This is a genomic window from Scytonema sp. NUACC21, from assembly GCF_054684315.1.
The window spans coordinates 13,564-31,903 of the sequence record NZ_BAAFZH010000034.1 but is presented as its reverse complement, the minus strand read 5'-3'; the positions used below and the strand labels follow the sequence as shown (position 1 = coordinate 31,903).

Genomic DNA, 18,340 nt, shown 5'->3' with positions numbered 1-18,340 from the left:
GTGTAGCATCAAACGGGTGGAGTCAGCTTTACAATATTGACATATTTAGGTTACGGATGCCTGGGGTAGGGGCGAACGGTTGTTCGCCCTTAAAAATTAATTGATATAAGATATTAAATTTGTCAATTCAGATATAGGCGATCGCACATAATGAGCCTTAACACTTAAAAAGAAGATTTCAGCTATGCTTATGTATATGCCGTCACACCGGCTGCTGGCTAACCACTATGACAGCTATCAACGTGGATGTAGAAAAATTTAAATATATCGACCCCCAAGAAGTAGAGACTTATTTGCGATCGCATGGTTGGCATCAACAGCAACCCAGGGGTGATAAAGCCAACCTTTGGACTCTAGACGATTTTGAAATCTTACTTCCTCTCAAACCAGAAATTGTTGACTTTAAGAGGCGGATGGCGGAAGTCTTAGAAACCCTTGCCTTAGCAGAAAATCGCTCTCAAATTGAGATTTTTAGCTCACTCATTACCAATGCCCCCAACATCACCATTCAAGGATTAGTCACCCACATTGAAACACCATTCGCTGACAAAATGAGTGGAGAAATTACATTATTTGGCGTGGTTGTCGATAGACTGCGTCCAATCAAAACAGAATTAGCTGACCGCGATTATATAATAGCTATCAAGGCATATCAAGAGCGGTTACCAGTCCTTTGTACGGGTGATTTAATCAAAGAAAACGATATATTTCTTCTCAAAAATTCCCGCAATCTTCAACTGGATAATAGCTCTCGGTAGAATTCCTTCACCTCACCGAATCAGCACGGTGGGGACATACCATCAACCCCAATATGCGATACGGCAGTATAGCCGTTATGCGGAGCTTATCGCCTTCGGACTGCTAACAGCACGCTACTAAAGCGCTCTATGCACTTTGCTCGTGTTTTATTGGAGCAAGAGCGCCCAAGGGAGGCGATCGCAAAGCGTACCGAAGGTAATCGCCCGTTCAATATTGTTATATTAGGGCAACGGGTGCCTGTCGCGCAGTATTGCAACCCCAGTTCCTCTTAACCGACAAGTATTGAATCTTCAACTAGATAATACCTCGCGGTAGAATTCTTTCACCGCTTACATCAGCACGGTGGGGACGCGGAACCTTTGGATCAAAGGGGACAGCGATATCGCGCACAGGCTCGCTCCTTTGAACTGGAGAACCGCACCATCGCACTCCAAAACCAAAAACCCAGGCTCATCACCTAAGATATTGTTACCTTTGATTATCAGAATTGTTATTTTGTGTGAATTCTTGGGAAACCTATAACTGTAGCTTCTAAGATGCATTAATCTGTAAAACTATGTCAGCCAAAGTTGTCTGTATTTCTAACCTCAAGGGAGGGGTAGGCAAAACTACGCTTGTTATGGCATTAGCTGAATACCTAGCAGGGGATACGATGTACCGTAAACGCGTGCTTGCTATCGATCTCGATCCTCAAACTAATTTGACAAGTGCATTAATGTCGGAAGATGTTTGGAATGTTCAATTTGAGAGTAGAGGGTTAACTTTACCTTATTTGTTCAAACATCCTGAGTTCTTCTTGAGTGACCACAAAAAAGGTAATTTTGTAGTCAAATCCTCTGTATCTAATGTCAGGAATGGAAACTCTTTTAACTGTTTACATTTCATACCTAGTAGCCCGGTGTTATTTGAGATTCAAGAATATTTATCCTCAGACTTTTATCCTCTAACGAAATTAAAACCTGTTCATCTATTACGAGAGCTTCTCAAACCATTATTAGGAAATTACGACTATATTTTGATAGATTGCCCACCCAATCTCAACCTAATTATTAAAAGTGCTTTTTTGGTAAGTGATTTTTGCATAATGCCCTGTGTTCCGAACAAAATGTCAATTCAGGGATTAGATATTGTACTTCGACGGATTGATGCATTTAATAATGAAAATGGTCATAATTTAAAGCCTCTAGGTATTATTCTTTCTCGTTATAACGGGACATTAGCTCAAACAGAATATATGAGATTTATTACAGAAAATCCTTTCTTTCCACAAGTTTTTAATACTAAAATTCCAGAAAAAGCCAAAGTAGCACAGGCTTTGGACTTTGGTGGACAAGTAACATATAAACAAAAATATGGTGAGTCTCATCAAGTTATGACTCAACTAGCAAAGGAATTTATTCAAAAAGTAGGTTAAATAAATGGAGTTATCACAAATCGCCAGTTTTTTAAGACTTATTGCAGATGTAATAGACTCAAACCCACAAGTGGCTAAAGCTATAAAAGAGCATTTGGATAAGAACACTAATTTACCTAAAACTGAGGAGATCTCTAAAACAACAATTGAGTCAAACGATATGGCTGTTAAAAATTTGAATGAAAGTCATACATTGAATGGTGAAACCCTCTTAACTAAATCTAGAGAAATTTTAAGAGGACAGGGTAAAGAACAACTCAAAATTTATTTGGTTGAGCAAGGTGAGAATGTAAGAGAAATCTTGAAATATGGTCAACTCGATCCAAATCGTTCGATTCGTCGTCGGAAAAATTTAAATAGCATTATTGAGCATATTATTAGTCATTTAATAGCTCAAGAGAAAAGCGGAAAAACATTTGCAGGGTCTTTTCCAAGAGTTTAAAAAAACATTGAAAAGTCTATGCCATGGGGGATAGTTCCCCCTATTTCCCCAGGCTCATCACCTAATATATAGTGTGTTTGAACTCGCACATCTAGCAGCGCTTAGGCGATCTGCCGCTATGCTGTAGCGAAGCTATCGCATAACTAGCAACTTGGTTATTATCTAATCTAGATTATTTGATTCATCTTCGGGCTGTTCTTCCCCACCCACCTTTGGGTCACAGATATACTGTTGCCAATATGCGGGAATTATTGGGGTTCGGAAGTGGCGATTGGCAATGAGTCCTAATACCAACCACCTACGAGTAATGCACGAGAGATTGTTGAAAGCCTGGTGCTTTTCACAAAGACGAGTGATGTAAGTTTTCAAGTCATCTAAGTTTTCCGACAATCGAAACGGCTCGAAAGTAAACCCGCTTGCATATCCTGCATTAGTGCTGTACAGATGGTTATCTGTATCTTCGTCAGGGAACCACACCTGAAGGTTAGTGTTGGTAAAAGTTCTCCTCACAGCTTCTTGGAAAGCTTTATAATCATCAGCAAGATTCAACACAGCATACCAACCAGCTAGCATGGGCAGAAGCGTGGAAGCGTGCATCAACTCTTCCCAATATGAGTATCCAAAATTGAATGGCGAGTGTTTTCAACAGTTCTTGGACTGGCTATCTCAACAATTAGGTGATGATTACGCTATTTTACAGGTTGACCAAGCACCCGCTCATACAAGTTCAGCGATTCGTTGGCCAGAAAATATTATTCCTCTGTATCAACCACCTTCAGCTCCTGAACTCAATCCCATTGAACGGCTTTGGCAGCTACTCAAGAAACCACTCAAAAATCAACTTTTCTCTTCTTTACAGACTTTACGCGATACGGCTTCAGCCGTTAGCGCTTACGCTATCGCATCCAAGAAATATTCGACCAACTGACACTTGAGCAGGTAATATCTATCTCTTCTTATAACTTTATTTTAGAAGCTCTTTTCTATGCAGCTTCATATTAAATTGGTATAACTACTATCCACTAACAAATTCAAGAGCACTATGACATTACTATTGGCAGGAGACATTGGCGGAACGAAAACAATTTTGCGTTTGGTCGAGGCGTCAGAACAACTGCTTTTAAAAACTGTCTATGAAGAAAGGTACCGCAGTGGTGATTTTCCCGATTTGGTACCTATAGTAAAACAGTTTCTAGAAAATTCACACCGCACCACTCCACAAAAAGCTTGTTTTGCGATCGCAGGTCCGGTGGTAGACAACACAGCCAAGCTCACCAACTTAACTTGGTTTCTGGAGACCCAACGTTTACAACAAGAACTGGGAATTGCCCAAGTGACACTGATCAATGATTTTGCTGCGGTTGGCTACGGTGTCTTGGGTTTAACCTCAGAAGATATCCTAACTTTGCAAACGGGCAACCCAAACAGTAACGCCCCGATTGCCATTATTGGTGCTGGTACGGGATTGGGACAAGGATTTTTAATCAAGCAAGGTTCGAGCTATCAAATTTTTTCCTCAGAGGGGGGACACGCTGACTTTGCGCCCCGTACAGAGTTAGAATTTCAACTTTTGAAGTACTTGTTGGATAAACACGGTATCCAACGTGTTTCCGTAGAACGCGTTGTTTCTGGTTTGGGAATTGTTGCGATTTATCAATTTTTACGCGATCGCAAAGTCACTGCTGAATCACCGGAAATAGCCCAAATTGTGAGAACCTGGGAACAAGAGGCGGGTAAGCAAGAAAAAAGCGTCGATCCTGGAGCCTTCATTGGTAAAGCCGCAGTGGAAAAAACCGATCGACTTTCAGAACAAACAATGGAGTTATTCGTAGGAGCATACGGTGCAGAAGCAGGAAACCTAGCGCTAAAACTGCTACCTTATGGAAGTCTATACATTGCAGGTGGCATTGCTCCGAAAATACTTCCCCTCATTCAACAGGACAAGTTCATTTTGAACTTCACCCAGAAAGGTAGAATGCGTAGTTTACTTGAAGACATCCCCGTACATATTATTCTTAACCAACAAGTGGGATTAATAGGTGCTGCTATTTGTGCAACTAGGTTATAACATCTAGCAGCAACGTTTAAAGTAAAAACTATGACAAACAGAAGTTTGCTGCCACTCTTGGCAGCCGCTTTCCTATTTAATGCATCTGCAGCAGTCGAAGCAAGACCATCCAAACGTCCTGGTGCTCAAACTCAGCCAATCGCTGCCCAACCAGTGAAGTCGCAATGGAAGATTTTCACTCCCCCAGATGGTCGCTTCACAGTTTTGATGCCCGGTTTGCCAAAAATTGAGTCTCAAACTCAAAAAACTCACATGGGAGAGATTCAAGTACAAGTTTTTGTGGCTCAACCTCCCAACCAGGAAGTGGCTTATCTTGTTGCTTATAATGATTTCCCCGATAACTACGGTCAAATGGCATCCCCTGAAGAAGTTTTTCAGGATGCACAGAACATGGCTTTAAAAACTACACAAAGTAATTTAATCAGTCAGCGAGATATTCGTAGTTCAAACGGTCATCCCGGTCGGGAAATTGAGTATATCAATACTGGAGGAAAAATTACCAGGAACCGAATGTACTTTGCCGAAGGGCGCTTATATCAGGTTATGGTCATCACTACAAAAAAACAGCAAAAAACCATATCTGGTTCAATGGCGGGATATTTAAACTCTTTTCAAGTGGTTTTGAAGAAGTAATTAAAAAAGTATGAAGGATAAAGGAGAAAGGATAAAAAATTTCTACGTGTCCTGCAAGATTCTTGTTTTCATCTGTGGAATTTTGCGTTCGGGGCTGACTTCATCCTTCATCCTTTACACTTCATCCTTTATTTCAGTAGTTTTACAATTTACGTATGCACAGTTAGTCTATAAAATAATTGGATATTAAGCATCCGCGCACGGGGTGGTTAGAAGCTGGAAACGGGCGCTGATTAAAACTTATACGGTCTTGTTACTAGTTCCTTTCGGTTTAATTAAGATGACTATAACAGAAATTAATACTCCAGTAGGAAGCTACGCACCAGATTTTGAAATACCAGGAATTGACACTCAGGTACACCATCTCAGTCGATATCTGGAAAAGTTCCGTGCAGTCGGCGTCATTTTAATGTGCAACCACTGCCCTTATGTTGAACTGTATGTGGAAAGACTTAAGAAGATTCAAGACCAATTTGGCTCCCAAGGTGTTACGCTCATAGGCATGAATGGCAGTGATAGTACGCTCCATCCATCAGAAAGCTTTGAAAATATGCAGGCTTTTGCAAAAGCAAGGGATTTAAACTTTCCCTATTTATGGGACTCAACTCAAGAGGTAACTCGTAGTTTCGGCACAAGCACAACCCCAATGGCTTTCCTCATTGATGCTAGTGGTGTGGTTCGCTATAAAGGTCAAATTGATGATAACCCCCACAATTCAGCAGCAGTCAATCAGCACTACCTCAAGGAAGCGATCGCCTCTTTGTTAGCAGGACAGGAAATTCTTCCTACAGAGACTGAACCTGTGGGGACACCCATAGTAATACGTAACTAGAGACAGAGAGCCAGCGTATTGCTATCTTAAATTGGAGGCAAATTCAAATTTTGATAAAACGTAACTTCATGGGAACACATTACCGACGGGTTTTACTTAAGTTAAGCGGTGAAGCCCTCATGGGCAACTTAGGCTACGGAATTGATCCGGAAGTGGTCAAAGAAATAGCTGAAGAAGTAGCAGAGGTGATAGAAACAGGCGTTCAGGTCGCCATCGTCGTTGGAGGCGGAAATATTTTTCGTGGGGTCAAAGCGGCGTCGGCGGGGATGGACAGAGCAACCGCTGACTATACCGTACTTTTAGGCGAGATTTTCAGGTATACAAAGCCAACAACGCTCTCACTGCCCTTGAAATCTTGAAGAAAGAAGGGGAGATGGCTGTCATTATCTCTGACCAGAGAATGCCAGATATGAACGGGACGGAATTTCTCAGTCATACCGTGGAATGTTTTCCAGACACTATTCGGATTCTACTCACTGGTTTTACAGATGTTGAAGATTTGGTAGAAGCAATAAACTCGGGTCAGGTGTTCAAGTACATAACTAAACCTTGGAAGCCAGATCGACTCAAGGAAATCGTTGAGCAGGCAGCTGATATATATCGAGTTGTTAAGAAAAGAACTCTGGAGTTAAGCCATGCTTTACGGCGAGAATCGTTATTTAATGCCGTAACAACAGCAATTCGAGAGTCTTTAGATTACCACAGTATGTTGCAAAAAATAGTAGCAACAATCGGGCAGACCTTTGAAGCAAGCTTTTGTCAGCTAAGACCTGTGGAGGGCGAGCACTTAACATTAGACCTGTTTTACTACCAGGAGCCAAAAACTACGGGATTAAATTGTTACTTCGACCCCAATCCTTTGATTGAAAAAGTGTTGGAAACAAAGCAGTATCAACTGGCTCAATACACCCACGAGGGGAAAGCCAGTCAACAACTGGTTGTACCTCTTGTTTACCAACAACAGCTGCTCGCCGTCTTGGCTCTTACTCAGTATAAACATATACGTCACTGGCAAGAGGAAGATATTAAGCTCATTACTGGTGTTGCCGAGCAAGCCGCCTTAGCCCTCTCTCAGGCAAAACTCTACCAACGCCTCCAAGAAAAACAGCAGCAAATTCACGCTGAGTTAGAGGTGGCTCGCCAGATTCAAAATAATCTTCTGCGCCAAACCATGCCCGATCTCAAGGGTTTAAAGGTGCAAGCTTGCTGCTATCCTGCACGAGAGGTAGGAGGGGATTTTTTTGAGGTTTTTACCCATCCCAAGGGAGACTTATGGTTGGCGGTGGGAGACGTTTCCGGAAAAGGGGTTCCTGCTGCTTTGTTTATGGCTAGTGCCATTTCGGTGTTGCGCCGAGAATTATCTCAGGAAAACCCACCAATGCCGAATGCAGTCATGAGCAATCTCAACCAAGCTTTAAGCGATGATTTGATAAGCAACAATTGCTTTATTACTCTCGTCTTGGCTCGTTACACCCCTAATACTGGGGAATTGGTCTACGCGAATGCAGGGCACATCTATCCTCTTCTCTGGTCGTGCCGAGGAAGTTCAGCAGAATTTCCCCAGTATCTTAAAATACGTGGTGTCCCCTTGGGTATCCTACCTTTATGGATGGCAAATTCAGGTAGGTTGGTTCTTTCTTCTGGAGATGTATTGCTGCTTGCAAGTGATGGTATTACTGAAGCAAGAGTTTTGCAAAAGACAAGTGTAACTGCAAATCACGTGGGTGGCGATCCGACAGTAACTCATTCTATGCTGAATCATGAGGGTTTGTGGCAACTTTTAAAAGAGGAACCATCACCTCTCAATCTCAACCACCTACTAGCTCGTATCCAGGCAGACAACCAAGTGCAGGAAGATGACCAAACTATACTTTCGCTGGAGGTTTTGTAGATAATGAAAAGCGAACTTCATGTACCAAGTGACTTGAAGTTTTTAACCATCGTAGAAAACTGGTTGCTGGGATGCTTGGAAGTCCAGCTAAAAGGTTCTGTTGATTGGTCAAAACAATCAAGTCGTTTACGCTTAGCTTTGGTAGAAGCTTACTCTAACGTAGTGCGTCACGCTCATAAAGACCAACCCTATTTACCCGTTCTCATCCGCTTAGAACTGAAAGACAGGGATATTGCTTTAGAAGTTTGGGATCGGGGTGAGGGGTTTAATTTGTCCAACTACTTCCCTCCGAGTCCTACAGACAGGCAAGAAGGAGGATACGGTTGGCTAATTATAAATCGATTGATGGATAAGGTGGAGTACCAGTTACAAGTCAATGGTGGTAACTGTCTCAAATTAGAAGTCAATTTACCAGAAGCAGCACAACCCACCTCTCTACCAACCTCAACAATTCAAAATTCAACTTGTCTGGATAAGCTACCAAGTGCCGGCTAGTTGTACGCAAGTTTCAAGCGTCACAATTTGGGATGTATTTTCTTAGCCTTTGTCACTGAAGACAATCGCTCAAAATTATCTGAGTTTACATTGCCAGGAAGGAAAGCACCCGTTGTTTTGTGCATCTTCAAGCACGCTGGTTTCAAGCTCATCGTTTCTGTCTGCCTTTCAGTTTGACTTCAACATATCTTTACACAAAGACGGCTTAACAATTTAAACCAGAAAAAATTGTTTTTTCATCCTTTTGATATAAGTAAAATTACTTATTACCTATCGATATATTAAAAAATCTAAATAATTTTAATAACTTTTGCAAACTTTATTTGATTTATAGCTTTCCATAATTAAATATGGAGACAGATAAGCTTTGCATAGCTTTGATATTAAAACTGCTTTTCCTTTGAAAAGACAATAGTTAATAATGTTAAGTCTCCTATAGGGGGCTTCGGGAATACCCAAGTTAAATGCTTGGTACTGAAATTTAAGAAAAATTCGATTGCAAAGTCATGGTTGCACCTATAGAACCCCCGTTTTGTTTGTCACCACGCTATCGCCTTGATGATGAAACCCCTTGGCTTGAGGGAATCGATCCCAGCCGTAACTACTGGATTATGGTGAACGGAGACAAAAATCTTACGGTAGTTATTCCTGGGTTAACGGTGTCCTCTGTTGATGAGTTGAAGCAGACTCTTCGTGAGTTTCGCTCACTTCAATCAGGAGAAGGAATGACTTTGACCAGAGTTGCTATCAGCTGGACGATTCATTGCATCAGTGATAATTGCTACGCCGTTGAAGGAGAAATCTCCGGTGCTCCAGTTTGGCACCTGTTTGACCAAGAAACTTTAGAAAGCTTGTTGAGAACTGCACATCCAGATTGGCAATGTGCGCCCAAGGATCTTGAGCTTGGACGCCATTTACTTATGCGCTCCTTTCAACAAGCAGCAGCAGTTAAGAGATAGTAGTTAGTAGTGAGTAGTTAGTGATTGGTAGTTAGTAACTACTAACTGCTAAGTAAGTCGGCGTGAATAAACAGAAATACGTTACAAAATGTAAATACATCTGAAACCCTTACTAATGAACGCCACTTGCTACAACTCTGGAAACCAGAGCAACGCAGTCCACAGTACTCTGAAGGATAAAGGCAACTACGATCCAGTATACCGCACATATTCTCTAGAACGAGACCATTTGATTACAGATTTAGAGGTGCTGTGGCTCTCATATGAAATGGCTTTGGAGGAAAAAGCTAAGGTAGATCCATTAAAATTCTTATCTCCTTCTACCGCAGAAGATTTGTTAGTGAGATTGAGTAAACCATCTCCTTACTCCCCCCGTCTTGATGCAAGCTTTAAAGATTGGGGAGCGCTGGTGGCTAGCAATCACTTGCGAAATCGTTTATATAAGATGCGACAAGAAAAAGCATCTGGTAAATTGAAGCAATGTCTAGCACAGAATTATGCATTAGTAAAGAACGGATGGCAAGATGTTCAAGCTTTTTTAATTCCAGAAAAAACGCAAGTGCAATTAGCTTATAGCTTAAGAAACACTACTGAAGTTAATAATAGTAGTCTTCATTGGCAAGGTAAACAGATTTGCTTGCAGAAGGAATTTAAAGAGATAACGGTATTACTGCAAGTTGCTTTTATAAAAGAAGCAGATAGCAGGGTTGGAGTACGCGTTCAAGTACATCCAAAGCCAGAAGAAAGATACTTACCTGTAAATCTTAAGCTGGCTTTGCTGTTTGACTTTGAAATACTAGAAAGTGTAACTTCTGGAAAATCGAATCTTTATATTGAACTCCCCTACTTTAAATGTCAGTTGGGGACTCAATTCTGTATTCAAATTGCCCTGGAAAACTCTATTCACGTAGAAAAATTTTACATTTATCAGGAGAAGAATAATGATTAAGAGAGTAGAAATTAACTTAGTTCCATCCAGATACGGTCTACTGAATTTAAAACGCGGATTTCATGTACAAATTCAAATAATAGATGAGTCAAACCCATTGGCGATTCAAAAACTTAGCACAAGCTTACCATCAGCCATAAAAGTTAACTGTTGTTATCAAAAATGGAAAAAATTACACAAAGATTTTTATGAATCGTCAAACTTTTTGAAGAACATACAAAATAATGTTATTTTATCGATGATATGTCAATTACCATTTGCTATAGAAATTCTAGATTATTATGAAAAATGTCATAGATGGTTACATAAATATTTTTATGAATTAACCAATGATAGTTTTGGCAAAAGACCAATTGAAGTTTATAAATTGAGTCTATATAATGATGTAAAGAACTTAGCTAAAAAATTAGAATCAAAAAAGGCTTTGGATATAAAGTCTCAATTAAACAAATTAAAAGAGGAGATAAATGATTGGCTAGATACTAAAGATTTTTGTAAAACAGAAAAGGAACTCCGCACACAATTAGGTGAAAATGATGAAATTATGGTGATAATTTCAACAGAAGATGACTTAGCATGGCGGTTACCTTGGCATTTTTGGAGTTTCTTTAATGATTACATAAATGCAGGGGTAGTATTGAGTCATCCTGAATTTAAAAAGGTTGATTCAAACACTAACCATTCTTCACCTCAAGAACAGATTAAAGTTCTTGCAATTGTTGATGATGAAGACAATAGAAAAGATTTGAACGAGTGGAAAGACAATAAAAATTTTGAGTTGGAGGTTTTATCAGAACAAATTTTAGATAGCGAGCCGCTAAAAAAGATTTCTGACAAATTGTCCGAACAACCTTGGGATATTCTTTTTTTCGCAGGTCATAGTTCTAGTAACATAAAAAACGAGAAAGCAGGATTTTATATAAACAAAAAATGTTACTTGACCATTAATCAGCTAAAAAATCCTCTGACATATGCTATTAATCAGGGGTTGCAATTAGCATTTTTTAACTCTTGCGATGGGTTGGGATTAGCACGTGATTTGCTTAAATTAAATCTGCCGAAAGTAATTGTTATGCGTGAGGATGTGCCCAATAAGGTTGCAGAGCTATTTCTCAAATATTTTTTAGAAGAGTTTATGGCGAACCAAGGAAGTAAACCTACCTTTGTAGTAGTACAAAAAGTAAGGGAAAAGCTGGAAGTATGGGAATATGAATCGGAAATTAATCTTTTTCCTGGTGCAAGTCTATTACCAGTGATATGTTTTAATCCAGCTACAGACCTGACCTGAGTAAAAAATATAAACGATCCAATACTGCTCGGTTAAGCCAAAAACTTACGTCAATGTAGGTTGGGGAAGCAGCCCTGAAAGAGGGTTTCTTTCCACAGGGGACTGGCGTTTGAGGAACGAAACCCAACATTTACCGGAAGAAAGGCAGAGGGCAGAGGGCAGATGGCACAAGGAGGGAAAAGTAAAAAAGGTAACAAGGGTATTGACCCCCGCGCTCTGCCAAACGGCTTTATTGCCCCTGCTTTTAAGTAGGTCGGAAAACACAAGAGTGCAAACTTTATCAAATCCCTCCCCTTTAGGGGTAGGGATACATAGCTGCCAAGAGACGAGCGTACTTCTGCCTTCTTAACGACATTTGTTGGGTTTCGCTTACGCTCTACCCAACCTACAATTCCCCTCAGCCCTTGCAGTATTGATAAACAATCTACCTGATTGCCTGCTCTTTTTTCTTTTTCAATTTTCCTGACAAATAGACTGTCAGAAAATAGAAATTGACAACGCAAATTTTTTAGCAACCACCCCAATTAATAAGTAGAGATGTGGAGAAACCACTTATGAATGAAGAACATAACACATTTGAAGACAAAGACTTGTCAGAAAAGTTCTCAAAGCAACCGCCAAAATTACTACAGCAGATTCAGTCTCATCTATCCCAGATGCCAGAATCAGTCAAAAATGTGACAAATACGATCTGGGAAGGACTAACATCTACACAAGAGGTTGAGCGGCAAGAAATTCAGCAAGTATATCACAATATTGCTCGGTTTTTGCAAGAAAAGCTTCAAGTTGAGTTACAAACCTGCTTGCAAACAACTTACATATTGTGTAACGAATTCGATCCACAACTGGTAGGAGAACAGCCACCAAGCGAGCTAGCTCAAAAACTGGCAACCAAAGTAAAAGAGCTCATCCTCACTATCAAAGTGCATTACTTGAAACCCCAAGACATTCCAACTTCTGACACAGACGTAAACAGTAAGCACTTGCGTCAAACCGAAATTTTTTACATAGATCGCAATAACCCAAAACCCAACATTTTTCGAGTTGATGAGCAAGTGGAATGGGACAACTTGCCGAGCGATGTACGAGAAAGCTTTATCAAGGAAGATTTAGCTCGGATCAGCTTTAAACGTAGGAACCGCCGTAATGTCCTACGTCTTCACCAAGAACAAATACAGTTGCGTCACGAGCCATTTCTTCATCAATGGCTTCGCGTAAGGCGTTGAAGAATAGTGTTTCTGCCATTAGTCTTTTATCGAGATTCCTATTTCTAGAATCTTATCGTGCATCTGCTGCCCCTGTTGGTGAGCAAACACACGAGTTGCATTTACAAAAAAATTCCCGAACTCAAAACTACTCCTTAACAATTTCATACAAATCTTCAATTAATACATCAAATGTCCGTGCCAACTTGTGCCTCTCAATACGGTATCACAGAAGATATCCGCAATTCTACAAAGATTTACCCAGATATGCAGAGTGTTTAGCGAACAGCAGTCAACCCATACTCTAGCAAAGTTTGTCACAGTAGAAGCAGTCGCTCTTCGTTTAAACATAGAGGCTACAAGAATTAAAGAAATTCGTTTGTGGAATCACGTGATTTTGGTGGTAGCTCAAGGCTTAAGCAGATTTGTCAGTTATGCCGATATTCCCCCAATTCTTGACACTGCATCACCTGTAGAGAAAGAAATGCTAATAGCAGCGCCAACGCTGGCGGAAGCTCAAACAAAACCATGCTCCTGATGTTTGGTTGCAATTCGATCTCCAGAAGTTTACTTAAAGTCGTTCTCTTAAAGAATTGCGAAATTGGAGCCAATTGATTGCTCTCATCAAGTTTGCTTTTTCTGCAAAGACTATTCAAAGAGTGCAAAGTTTGTAATTGGTTGAAAAAACCGTTGCTTGGAATGTGCTTAGTATCCTGCTTCTTTGAGATGCAGGCTTGGTGAATCAGCCACTTGAGCCACCGGGCTCATGGGAGAAGATTGCCCTAATTGATTGTCCGGAAACCTTCTAGGTCTTCCGGGTTTGCGCTTGTGCCGCTGGTTGATGGACTTTTCACTGGCAGCTGCGAGTTCTTCTGGCGTGCATTTAAACAGTCGCAACGCTTCTAAATATTTCTTTGGTGTCATCGTTGGTTCGGTACGCCCTGCTTCCCAATTGCGGACACTCGTTTCACTGATTGCAAGCCTGAAGGCAACCTCTGCACGACTAAGTCCCGCACGCTCTCTCAGGACTTGCATATCCATAGTCCAATGCTCCCTTTTCAAACTATAGTACTTATTTATTAAATCAGTTGACGTATTAAAGCCAACGAAGATTATTTATTAACTATATTATTTTATAATCTATCAGTTAGGTATCTGGCAAACGGGCGATTCCCCTTATCTGTAAGAGTTGTTGTTTTTTGACCTTTTGACTCACAACTATTGCCATAGCGTAATTCGATCTATCGCGGATACGGTTAAGAGCGCTGAATTTATCTCCTATTAAAAGAATAATACGGCAACGGATGCAACGGATAAGAGATTTGTAAGACCTACAGATAACCTATCCATTACATCCGTCATCTTGTGTGTTGGCACTGTTGTTACGACTGCAACCACCGTGCAGCATCTTTAGCATGGTAGGTCAATATCAAATCCGCACCTGCGCGTTTGAAGCCGAGCAAAGTTTCCATAACCACGCGTTGTTCATCAATCCAGCCATTAAGAGCAGCCGCTTTAATCATGGAATATTCACCGGACACATTGTAAGCAGCAACAGGTAAGTTGCTAGCCTCCTTAACTCGCCAAATAATGTCCATATATGCCAGGGCTGGTTTAACCATGAGCATATCAGCGCCTTCAGCGATATCCAGTTCAATTTCTTTGAGGGCTTCACGGGAATTACCGGGGTCCATTTGGTAAGTTCTGCGATCGCCAAACTGTGGGGCTGATTCGGCGGCATCGCGGAAAGGACCGTAATAAGCGGAAGCGTACTTAGCAGCGTAGGATAAAATTGGGGTGTCTTGGAAACCTGCCTCATCCAAACCATTGCGTATTGCTTGGACAAATCCGTCCATCATCCCAGAAGGTGCGATGATATCTGCCCCTGCTTTTGCCTGAGAAACTGCTGTTTTCTTGAGTAATTCTAGAGTTGGGTCATTCAAAACCCTGCCTGTCAAATCTCCCACTTGCAGATAACCGCAGTGACCGTGACTGGTATATTCACACAGACAGGTGTCAGCAATGACAATCAAATCGGGCACTGCTTGTTTAACAGCTGTAGCGGCTTTTTGAACGATTCCACAATCGTGCCATGCACCAGTTGCATCTGCGTCTTTATCTGCTGGAATACCAAACAAAATAATCGCAGGAATTCCCAGGTCATAAACCTCTTTTGCTTCTTCCACAATTTTATCTACCGAAAGTTGGAAGACACCGGGCATGGATTTTACTTCATTCGCAATTCCTGCCCCTGGTACAGCAAATAGAGGGTAAATGAGATCGTTTGTAGAGAGGGCGGTTTCGCGTACCATACGGCGCAGTTGTGGATGGGTACGCAGGCGACGGGGGCGGTGAGTTGGAAACATAAAGTTTTGTAAACCCAAACTAGCTAAATTAATGGATAATGGACACAAAACAAAGCGTCACAAATGCAAAGCCAAAATGCCTTGTAATTAGACACACTACAAAAAGCGCTTAACTTTTCCCTGCCCTACTACCTGTGATGTTGTGGGGCAATTTTGTATTTTACAGCTAGGTTGCAAAGGCAAAATATTAAAAATTCCCTCAATTTCTTAACTCAAGAGCTTATAAAAAATTAATAATTGTGTGACCCTCAGTCATTGGTCATTCGTCCTTTGTACGGATACTGATGACAAATGACAAATAACCAATGACCAATAACTAACGATTAAACAATCCGGAAGATGAAGGGGTAGCGGAAAGCGGTATCTGGATTGCTAAAAACGTTGAAAAGTGCCCAAATGGTAAGTCCCCAGTGGACTAAAAACCATAAAAAGCCGACAAAGCCTAGCAAACCAAAGCTTGCTATAACCAAAGCTCCAATTACAATCCCGTACAACCATACATTAAAGTGGAAATTGATAGCTTCTTTGGCATTTTCCTTAACAACTGGATCTTGAGTTGCAAGCAGGATGACAATGGGCAGACCGATCGAGACAAACAGAAAGTTAAAGAAGATTGCTCCATGACACAGTGCTGATAAAAACTTTCGCGTATCCGTGTCGTACATTTGTTACTCCCATATACTTAGGTTGACGATCGCAATTACGACCCTATCACAAGCATTGTTGTCTTAAGATTAAAACACTCGCTAAAGTTGGAAAAAGTTAAGTTAGGGAAATCCCCATCTGAGGTCATTGCTAGGCTGGCACTTGCAACAACTGGACTATAGGGTGCATCAAGCCGCAAGTATATATCAAGCCAGGGAAGTCTTTTTAAGCCATCAACCAACATTGGTCATCCTTGATGCCGATCTACCTGATGGTGATGGTACTGAGTTTTGCCGTTGGTTGCATCGTCAGCAGCAGCCTCTTATTCTCATGCTATCTGCTCGTAGTAACGAAGCTGATATAGTTGCTGGTTTGAAAGCGGGGGCAGATGACTATCTGAGCAAACCTTTTGGGATGCAGGAGTTTTTAGCACGAGTGGAAGCACTCATTCGCCGCAATCGCACACCTGTTGCACCAGCTTATTTAGATTATGGTGCTTTGCAAATTGACTTGGTACAGCGTCGCGTCCGATACCAAGGTGAGTTTATCGAACTCACACCACAGGAATTCAGTTTGCTCTACGTTTTGGCGCAAGCTGGAGGGGTGCCTTTAAGTAGGTCGGAACTGTTGCGTCGTGCTTGGCCAGATGCGATCGACAACCCGCGCACTATTGATACACACGTTCTATCTCTAAGGAAAAAAGTGGAATTAGATCCGCGCCAACCAAGTTTAATTCAAACTATCCGTAATGTAGGTTATAGATTTAACATGGAAGTTATAAATGCTAACAATCCACAGTCAACAACAAAAATACCTAAAGAAAGATTTAGCAATCAGCGGTCAACACTTAGCAGTCAGCGGTAACACGGTTAGGGGTTAGTAGTTAATACTTAGTAGAATTCATGACCAAGGACAAATGACCAAGGACAAATGACAAATAACCCATGACTAAAACCCAAACTCGTCTTGGGCTTTAGCTTTTGTCAAACTTTCTTGTATGTCAGCCCAATTGATAAGAGATTCTTTTTGATTGATTATTAAGCGACCCTGTTGTAAGTACAATAACTGCGTACAAAACTTTCGGGCTGTTTCTAATTGATGGCTCACCATGAAGATGGTCATCTGCTGGTTTTGAGCAAGCTGACACAGAATTTGCACTAAGCGTTCTGCCTTGGCTGGGTCTAGAGCAGAAGTTGGTTCGTCTAATAGTAATATTTTCGGTTGAATGACTAGGGCACGGGCGATCGCCACGAGTTGTCGCTGTCCTGCCGAAAGTTGTACCTCAGGTCGTCCCAACCAGTCGTCTGGAATATCCAACTGTTCTATCCAGTGACCGACACGTTGCTGAATGGTCTCCTTGGGTAAACCTCGTAGAACTAGGGGATAAGCCAATGCTTCTTTCACTTTCATCCCCAACAACTTTGACTCTTGAGGCACCAATGTAACAGAAGAACGAAGCTGCAATATAGGAATTTGACGATACTCCCGATTTTCCAGATATATTTTGCCACTGGAGGCTTCACTTAAACGGTTCAACAGACGTAATAAATAAGTTTTTCCAGCGCCAGATGGTCCAACAATAGCAATGCGCGAACCCTCGAATACCTCAAAGGAAATATCTTGCAGTATGGGGTATCCTAAGTGCTCACCCTGTTTCTGAGTTTTCAAGCTGGCAAACAAGCTGACTTGTTCTAAGCGTAGTAGCCCTTGCGTGTCTTGTTGAGTCTCCAAGTTTAACCTTATGTATAGTAATTTTTTTGTAATCTCAAGTTAAGACGTTGTAAAGACGCGGCATTGCGCGTCTCTACGATACAGGCAATCTCCTATTTTACGCCAACCCCAGCAACTGCTGTCGCAATTGTCCAGCCATCTACTAATAGCAGTAAGAAAGTAAATCCCAAGAGAATGAAATACATCCACGGTTGAGCCAAAGGATAGACATCTGTCGTATCTATTCCTGTTTTATCTTGTACAATTCGCACCAAACGGGCAAATCCCACAATACGCATTGGCAGTAAGTATGCTTTACCATCCTCACCGAGGAAATAGTAGACTAGACCTCCTTGTCCTGTAGTACGGGGTTTTAAACCCTTAATCTCTGACCAAGGAAGTGACCAGCCCTTGCGAAAAAAACGCGGCACCCAGTTGGGATAAGTGACTTGAATTCCTTGGTCATCCGCAATTACGCGTTCGCTCAATGCTGCGTATAAAGCTATCAACCCGATGCCAATACCCACCCATAGTAGTTCTGGCGGTACAGGTGCCTCTGTGACTTGTGCTAAGAAAGGTAATGGTGTGGTCAATGCCACGTACAGACACAAAAGGGTGATTCTAATTAAAGGCGAGAGACGAAAAGTAGAAGATGATTCCATTTTGCATTGACTTGCAATAACA

The 18,340-nt window shown here is 41.3% G+C and carries 20 protein-coding genes and 3 pseudogenes; 16 read left to right on the top strand and 7 right to left on the bottom strand.

Going from position 1 to position 18,340, the window contains the following annotated elements; genetic code table 11:
• Positions 1-227: 227 nt before the first annotated feature.
• From ACYRY3_RS03300 to ACYRY3_RS03285, 4 genes are all read left to right on the top strand, one after another.
• Positions 228-758 (top strand): hypothetical protein, encoded by a 531-nt coding sequence (locus ACYRY3_RS03300; protein ID WP_460200341.1) that lies wholly within the window; start codon positions 228-230, stop codon positions 756-758.
• A 129-nt stretch (positions 759-887) separates the two neighbouring features.
• On the top strand, positions 888-1,031 hold the full coding sequence (locus ACYRY3_RS03295; protein WP_460200340.1) for a hypothetical protein: 144 nt from the start codon (positions 888-890) through the stop codon (positions 1,029-1,031).
• 284 nt (positions 1,032-1,315) lie between these two features.
• Complete coding sequence (locus ACYRY3_RS03290) at positions 1,316-2,173, top strand: ParA family protein (protein ID WP_460200339.1); 858 nt, start codon at positions 1,316-1,318, stop codon at positions 2,171-2,173.
• Between the two features lie 4 nt (positions 2,174-2,177).
• The gene (locus ACYRY3_RS03285) at positions 2,178-2,615 is read left to right on the top strand and encodes a hypothetical protein (protein ID WP_460200338.1); all 438 of its coding nucleotides are present in this window, start codon (positions 2,178-2,180) and stop codon (positions 2,613-2,615) included.
• A 162-nt stretch (positions 2,616-2,777) separates the two neighbouring features.
• Here ACYRY3_RS03285 and ACYRY3_RS03280 read toward each other — a convergent pair whose 3' ends face one another.
• The gene (locus ACYRY3_RS03280; RefSeq protein WP_460200337.1) at positions 2,778-3,212 is read right to left on the bottom strand and encodes a hypothetical protein; all 435 of its coding nucleotides are present in this window, start codon (positions 3,210-3,212) and stop codon (positions 2,778-2,780) included.
• On the opposite strand from ACYRY3_RS03280, the gene ACYRY3_RS03275 reads away from it, so the two are divergent.
• The 10 genes and pseudogenes from ACYRY3_RS03275 (at position 3,199) to ACYRY3_RS03230 (ending at position 11,730) form a co-directional block, all read left to right on the top strand.
• The gene (locus tag ACYRY3_RS03275) at positions 3,199-3,543 is read left to right on the top strand and encodes a transposase (RefSeq protein WP_460200336.1); all 345 of its coding nucleotides are present in this window, start codon (positions 3,199-3,201) and stop codon (positions 3,541-3,543) included. The two genes, ACYRY3_RS03280 and ACYRY3_RS03275, sit on opposite strands and share 14 nt — an antisense overlap.
• Before the next feature lie 114 nt (positions 3,544-3,657).
• A complete protein-coding gene (locus tag ACYRY3_RS03270; RefSeq protein ID WP_460200335.1) occupies positions 3,658-4,683 on the top strand; it encodes a glucokinase in 1,026 nt (341 codons plus the stop codon).
• A gap of 30 nt (positions 4,684-4,713) precedes the next feature.
• Positions 4,714-5,316 (top strand): hypothetical protein, encoded by a 603-nt coding sequence (locus tag ACYRY3_RS03265; protein WP_460200334.1) that lies wholly within the window; start codon positions 4,714-4,716, stop codon positions 5,314-5,316.
• Between the two features lie 280 nt (positions 5,317-5,596).
• Entirely contained in the window at positions 5,597-6,148 is a 552-nt protein-coding gene (locus ACYRY3_RS03260; protein ID WP_460200333.1) for a thioredoxin family protein, read from the top strand.
• 68 nt (positions 6,149-6,216) lie between these two features.
• Positions 6,217-6,459 (top strand): annotated as a pseudogene (locus ACYRY3_RS03255) (amino acid kinase family protein); the annotation flags it as partial.
• Positions 6,435-8,039 (top strand): annotated as a pseudogene (locus tag ACYRY3_RS03250) (SpoIIE family protein phosphatase); the annotation flags it as partial. The pseudogenes ACYRY3_RS03255 and ACYRY3_RS03250, both read left to right, overlap by 25 nt.
• A gap of 3 nt (positions 8,040-8,042) precedes the next feature.
• Entirely contained in the window at positions 8,043-8,534 is a 492-nt protein-coding gene (locus ACYRY3_RS03245; protein WP_460200332.1) for an ATP-binding protein, read from the top strand.
• 518 nt (positions 8,535-9,052) lie between these two features.
• A complete protein-coding gene (locus tag ACYRY3_RS03240; RefSeq protein ID WP_460200345.1) occupies positions 9,053-9,493 on the top strand; it encodes a hypothetical protein in 441 nt (146 codons plus the stop codon).
• A gap of 115 nt (positions 9,494-9,608) precedes the next feature.
• On the top strand, positions 9,609-10,442 hold the full coding sequence (locus tag ACYRY3_RS03235; RefSeq protein ID WP_460200331.1) for a DUF1822 family protein: 834 nt from the start codon (positions 9,609-9,611) through the stop codon (positions 10,440-10,442).
• On the top strand, positions 10,435-11,730 hold the full coding sequence (locus tag ACYRY3_RS03230; protein ID WP_460200330.1) for a CHAT domain-containing protein: 1,296 nt from the start codon (positions 10,435-10,437) through the stop codon (positions 11,728-11,730). Before ACYRY3_RS03235 ends, ACYRY3_RS03230 begins: the two co-directional genes overlap by 8 nt.
• A gap of 1,131 nt (positions 11,731-12,861) precedes the next feature.
• Here the strand turns inward: ACYRY3_RS03230 and ACYRY3_RS03225 are convergent.
• Positions 12,862-12,975, bottom strand: a pseudogene (locus ACYRY3_RS03225) (alpha-ketoacid dehydrogenase subunit beta); the annotation flags it as partial.
• Between the two features lie 234 nt (positions 12,976-13,209).
• On the opposite strand from ACYRY3_RS03225, the gene ACYRY3_RS03220 reads away from it, so the two are divergent.
• Positions 13,210-13,473 (top strand): hypothetical protein, encoded by a 264-nt coding sequence (locus tag ACYRY3_RS03220; protein ID WP_460200329.1) that lies wholly within the window; start codon positions 13,210-13,212, stop codon positions 13,471-13,473.
• Positions 13,474-13,640: 167 nt separating this feature from the next.
• On the opposite strand, the gene ACYRY3_RS03215 is transcribed toward ACYRY3_RS03220, so the two are convergent.
• From ACYRY3_RS03215 to ACYRY3_RS03205, 3 genes are all read right to left on the bottom strand, one after another.
• Entirely contained in the window at positions 13,641-13,976 is a 336-nt protein-coding gene (locus ACYRY3_RS03215; protein ID WP_460200328.1) for a helix-turn-helix domain-containing protein, read from the bottom strand.
• Between the two features lie 341 nt (positions 13,977-14,317).
• The gene (hemB, locus tag ACYRY3_RS03210; protein WP_460200327.1) at positions 14,318-15,301 is read right to left on the bottom strand and encodes a porphobilinogen synthase; all 984 of its coding nucleotides are present in this window, start codon (positions 15,299-15,301) and stop codon (positions 14,318-14,320) included.
• 323 nt (positions 15,302-15,624) lie between these two features.
• The gene (locus ACYRY3_RS03205) at positions 15,625-15,966 is read right to left on the bottom strand and encodes a DUF4870 domain-containing protein (RefSeq protein WP_460200326.1); all 342 of its coding nucleotides are present in this window, start codon (positions 15,964-15,966) and stop codon (positions 15,625-15,627) included.
• 118 nt (positions 15,967-16,084) lie between these two features.
• On the opposite strand from ACYRY3_RS03205, the gene ACYRY3_RS03200 reads away from it, so the two are divergent.
• Positions 16,085-16,810 carry a response regulator transcription factor gene (locus ACYRY3_RS03200; RefSeq protein WP_460200344.1) on the top strand — a complete coding sequence of 242 codons (726 nt, stop codon included), beginning with the start codon at positions 16,085-16,087 and terminating at the stop codon, positions 16,808-16,810.
• A gap of 84 nt (positions 16,811-16,894) precedes the next feature.
• Here ACYRY3_RS03200 and ACYRY3_RS03195 read toward each other — a convergent pair whose 3' ends face one another.
• Positions 16,895-17,677 carry an ABC transporter ATP-binding protein gene (locus ACYRY3_RS03195; protein WP_460200325.1) on the bottom strand — a complete coding sequence of 261 codons (783 nt, stop codon included), beginning with the start codon at positions 17,675-17,677 and terminating at the stop codon, positions 16,895-16,897.
• A gap of 92 nt (positions 17,678-17,769) precedes the next feature.
• Positions 17,770-18,318 (bottom strand): hypothetical protein, encoded by a 549-nt coding sequence (locus ACYRY3_RS03190; protein ID WP_460200324.1) that lies wholly within the window; start codon positions 18,316-18,318, stop codon positions 17,770-17,772.
• Positions 18,319-18,340: the final 22 nt, after the last annotated feature.

What these genes read in the sequence shown, in the direction of transcription:
- ACYRY3_RS03300 (WP_460200341.1), top strand. Translation starts at nt 228, where the DNA reads ATGACAGCTATCAACGTGGATGTAGAAAAATTTAAATATATCGACCCC.
- ACYRY3_RS03295 (WP_460200340.1), top strand. Translation starts at nt 888, where the DNA reads ATGCACTTTGCTCGTGTTTTATTGGAGCAAGAGCGCCCAAGGGAGGCG.
- ACYRY3_RS03290 (WP_460200339.1), top strand. Translation starts at nt 1,316, where the DNA reads ATGTCAGCCAAAGTTGTCTGTATTTCTAACCTCAAGGGAGGGGTAGGC.
- ACYRY3_RS03285 (WP_460200338.1), top strand. Translation starts at nt 2,178, where the DNA reads ATGGAGTTATCACAAATCGCCAGTTTTTTAAGACTTATTGCAGATGTA.
- ACYRY3_RS03280 (WP_460200337.1), bottom strand. Translation starts at nt 3,212, where the DNA reads ATGCACGCTTCCACGCTTCTGCCCATGCTAGCTGGTTGGTATGCTGTG.
- ACYRY3_RS03270 (WP_460200335.1), top strand. Translation starts at nt 3,658, where the DNA reads ATGACATTACTATTGGCAGGAGACATTGGCGGAACGAAAACAATTTTG.
- ACYRY3_RS03265 (WP_460200334.1), top strand. Translation starts at nt 4,714, where the DNA reads ATGACAAACAGAAGTTTGCTGCCACTCTTGGCAGCCGCTTTCCTATTT.
- ACYRY3_RS03260 (WP_460200333.1), top strand. Translation starts at nt 5,597, where the DNA reads ATGACTATAACAGAAATTAATACTCCAGTAGGAAGCTACGCACCAGAT.
- ACYRY3_RS03245 (WP_460200332.1), top strand. Translation starts at nt 8,043, where the DNA reads ATGAAAAGCGAACTTCATGTACCAAGTGACTTGAAGTTTTTAACCATC.
- ACYRY3_RS03235 (WP_460200331.1), top strand. Translation starts at nt 9,609, where the DNA reads ATGAACGCCACTTGCTACAACTCTGGAAACCAGAGCAACGCAGTCCAC.
- ACYRY3_RS03230 (WP_460200330.1), top strand. Translation starts at nt 10,435, where the DNA reads ATGATTAAGAGAGTAGAAATTAACTTAGTTCCATCCAGATACGGTCTA.
- ACYRY3_RS03215 (WP_460200328.1), bottom strand. Translation starts at nt 13,976, where the DNA reads ATGGATATGCAAGTCCTGAGAGAGCGTGCGGGACTTAGTCGTGCAGAG.
- hemB (WP_460200327.1), bottom strand. Translation starts at nt 15,301, where the DNA reads ATGTTTCCAACTCACCGCCCCCGTCGCCTGCGTACCCATCCACAACTG.
- ACYRY3_RS03205 (WP_460200326.1), bottom strand. Translation starts at nt 15,966, where the DNA reads ATGTACGACACGGATACGCGAAAGTTTTTATCAGCACTGTGTCATGGA.
- ACYRY3_RS03190 (WP_460200324.1), bottom strand. Translation starts at nt 18,318, where the DNA reads ATGGAATCATCTTCTACTTTTCGTCTCTCGCCTTTAATTAGAATCACC.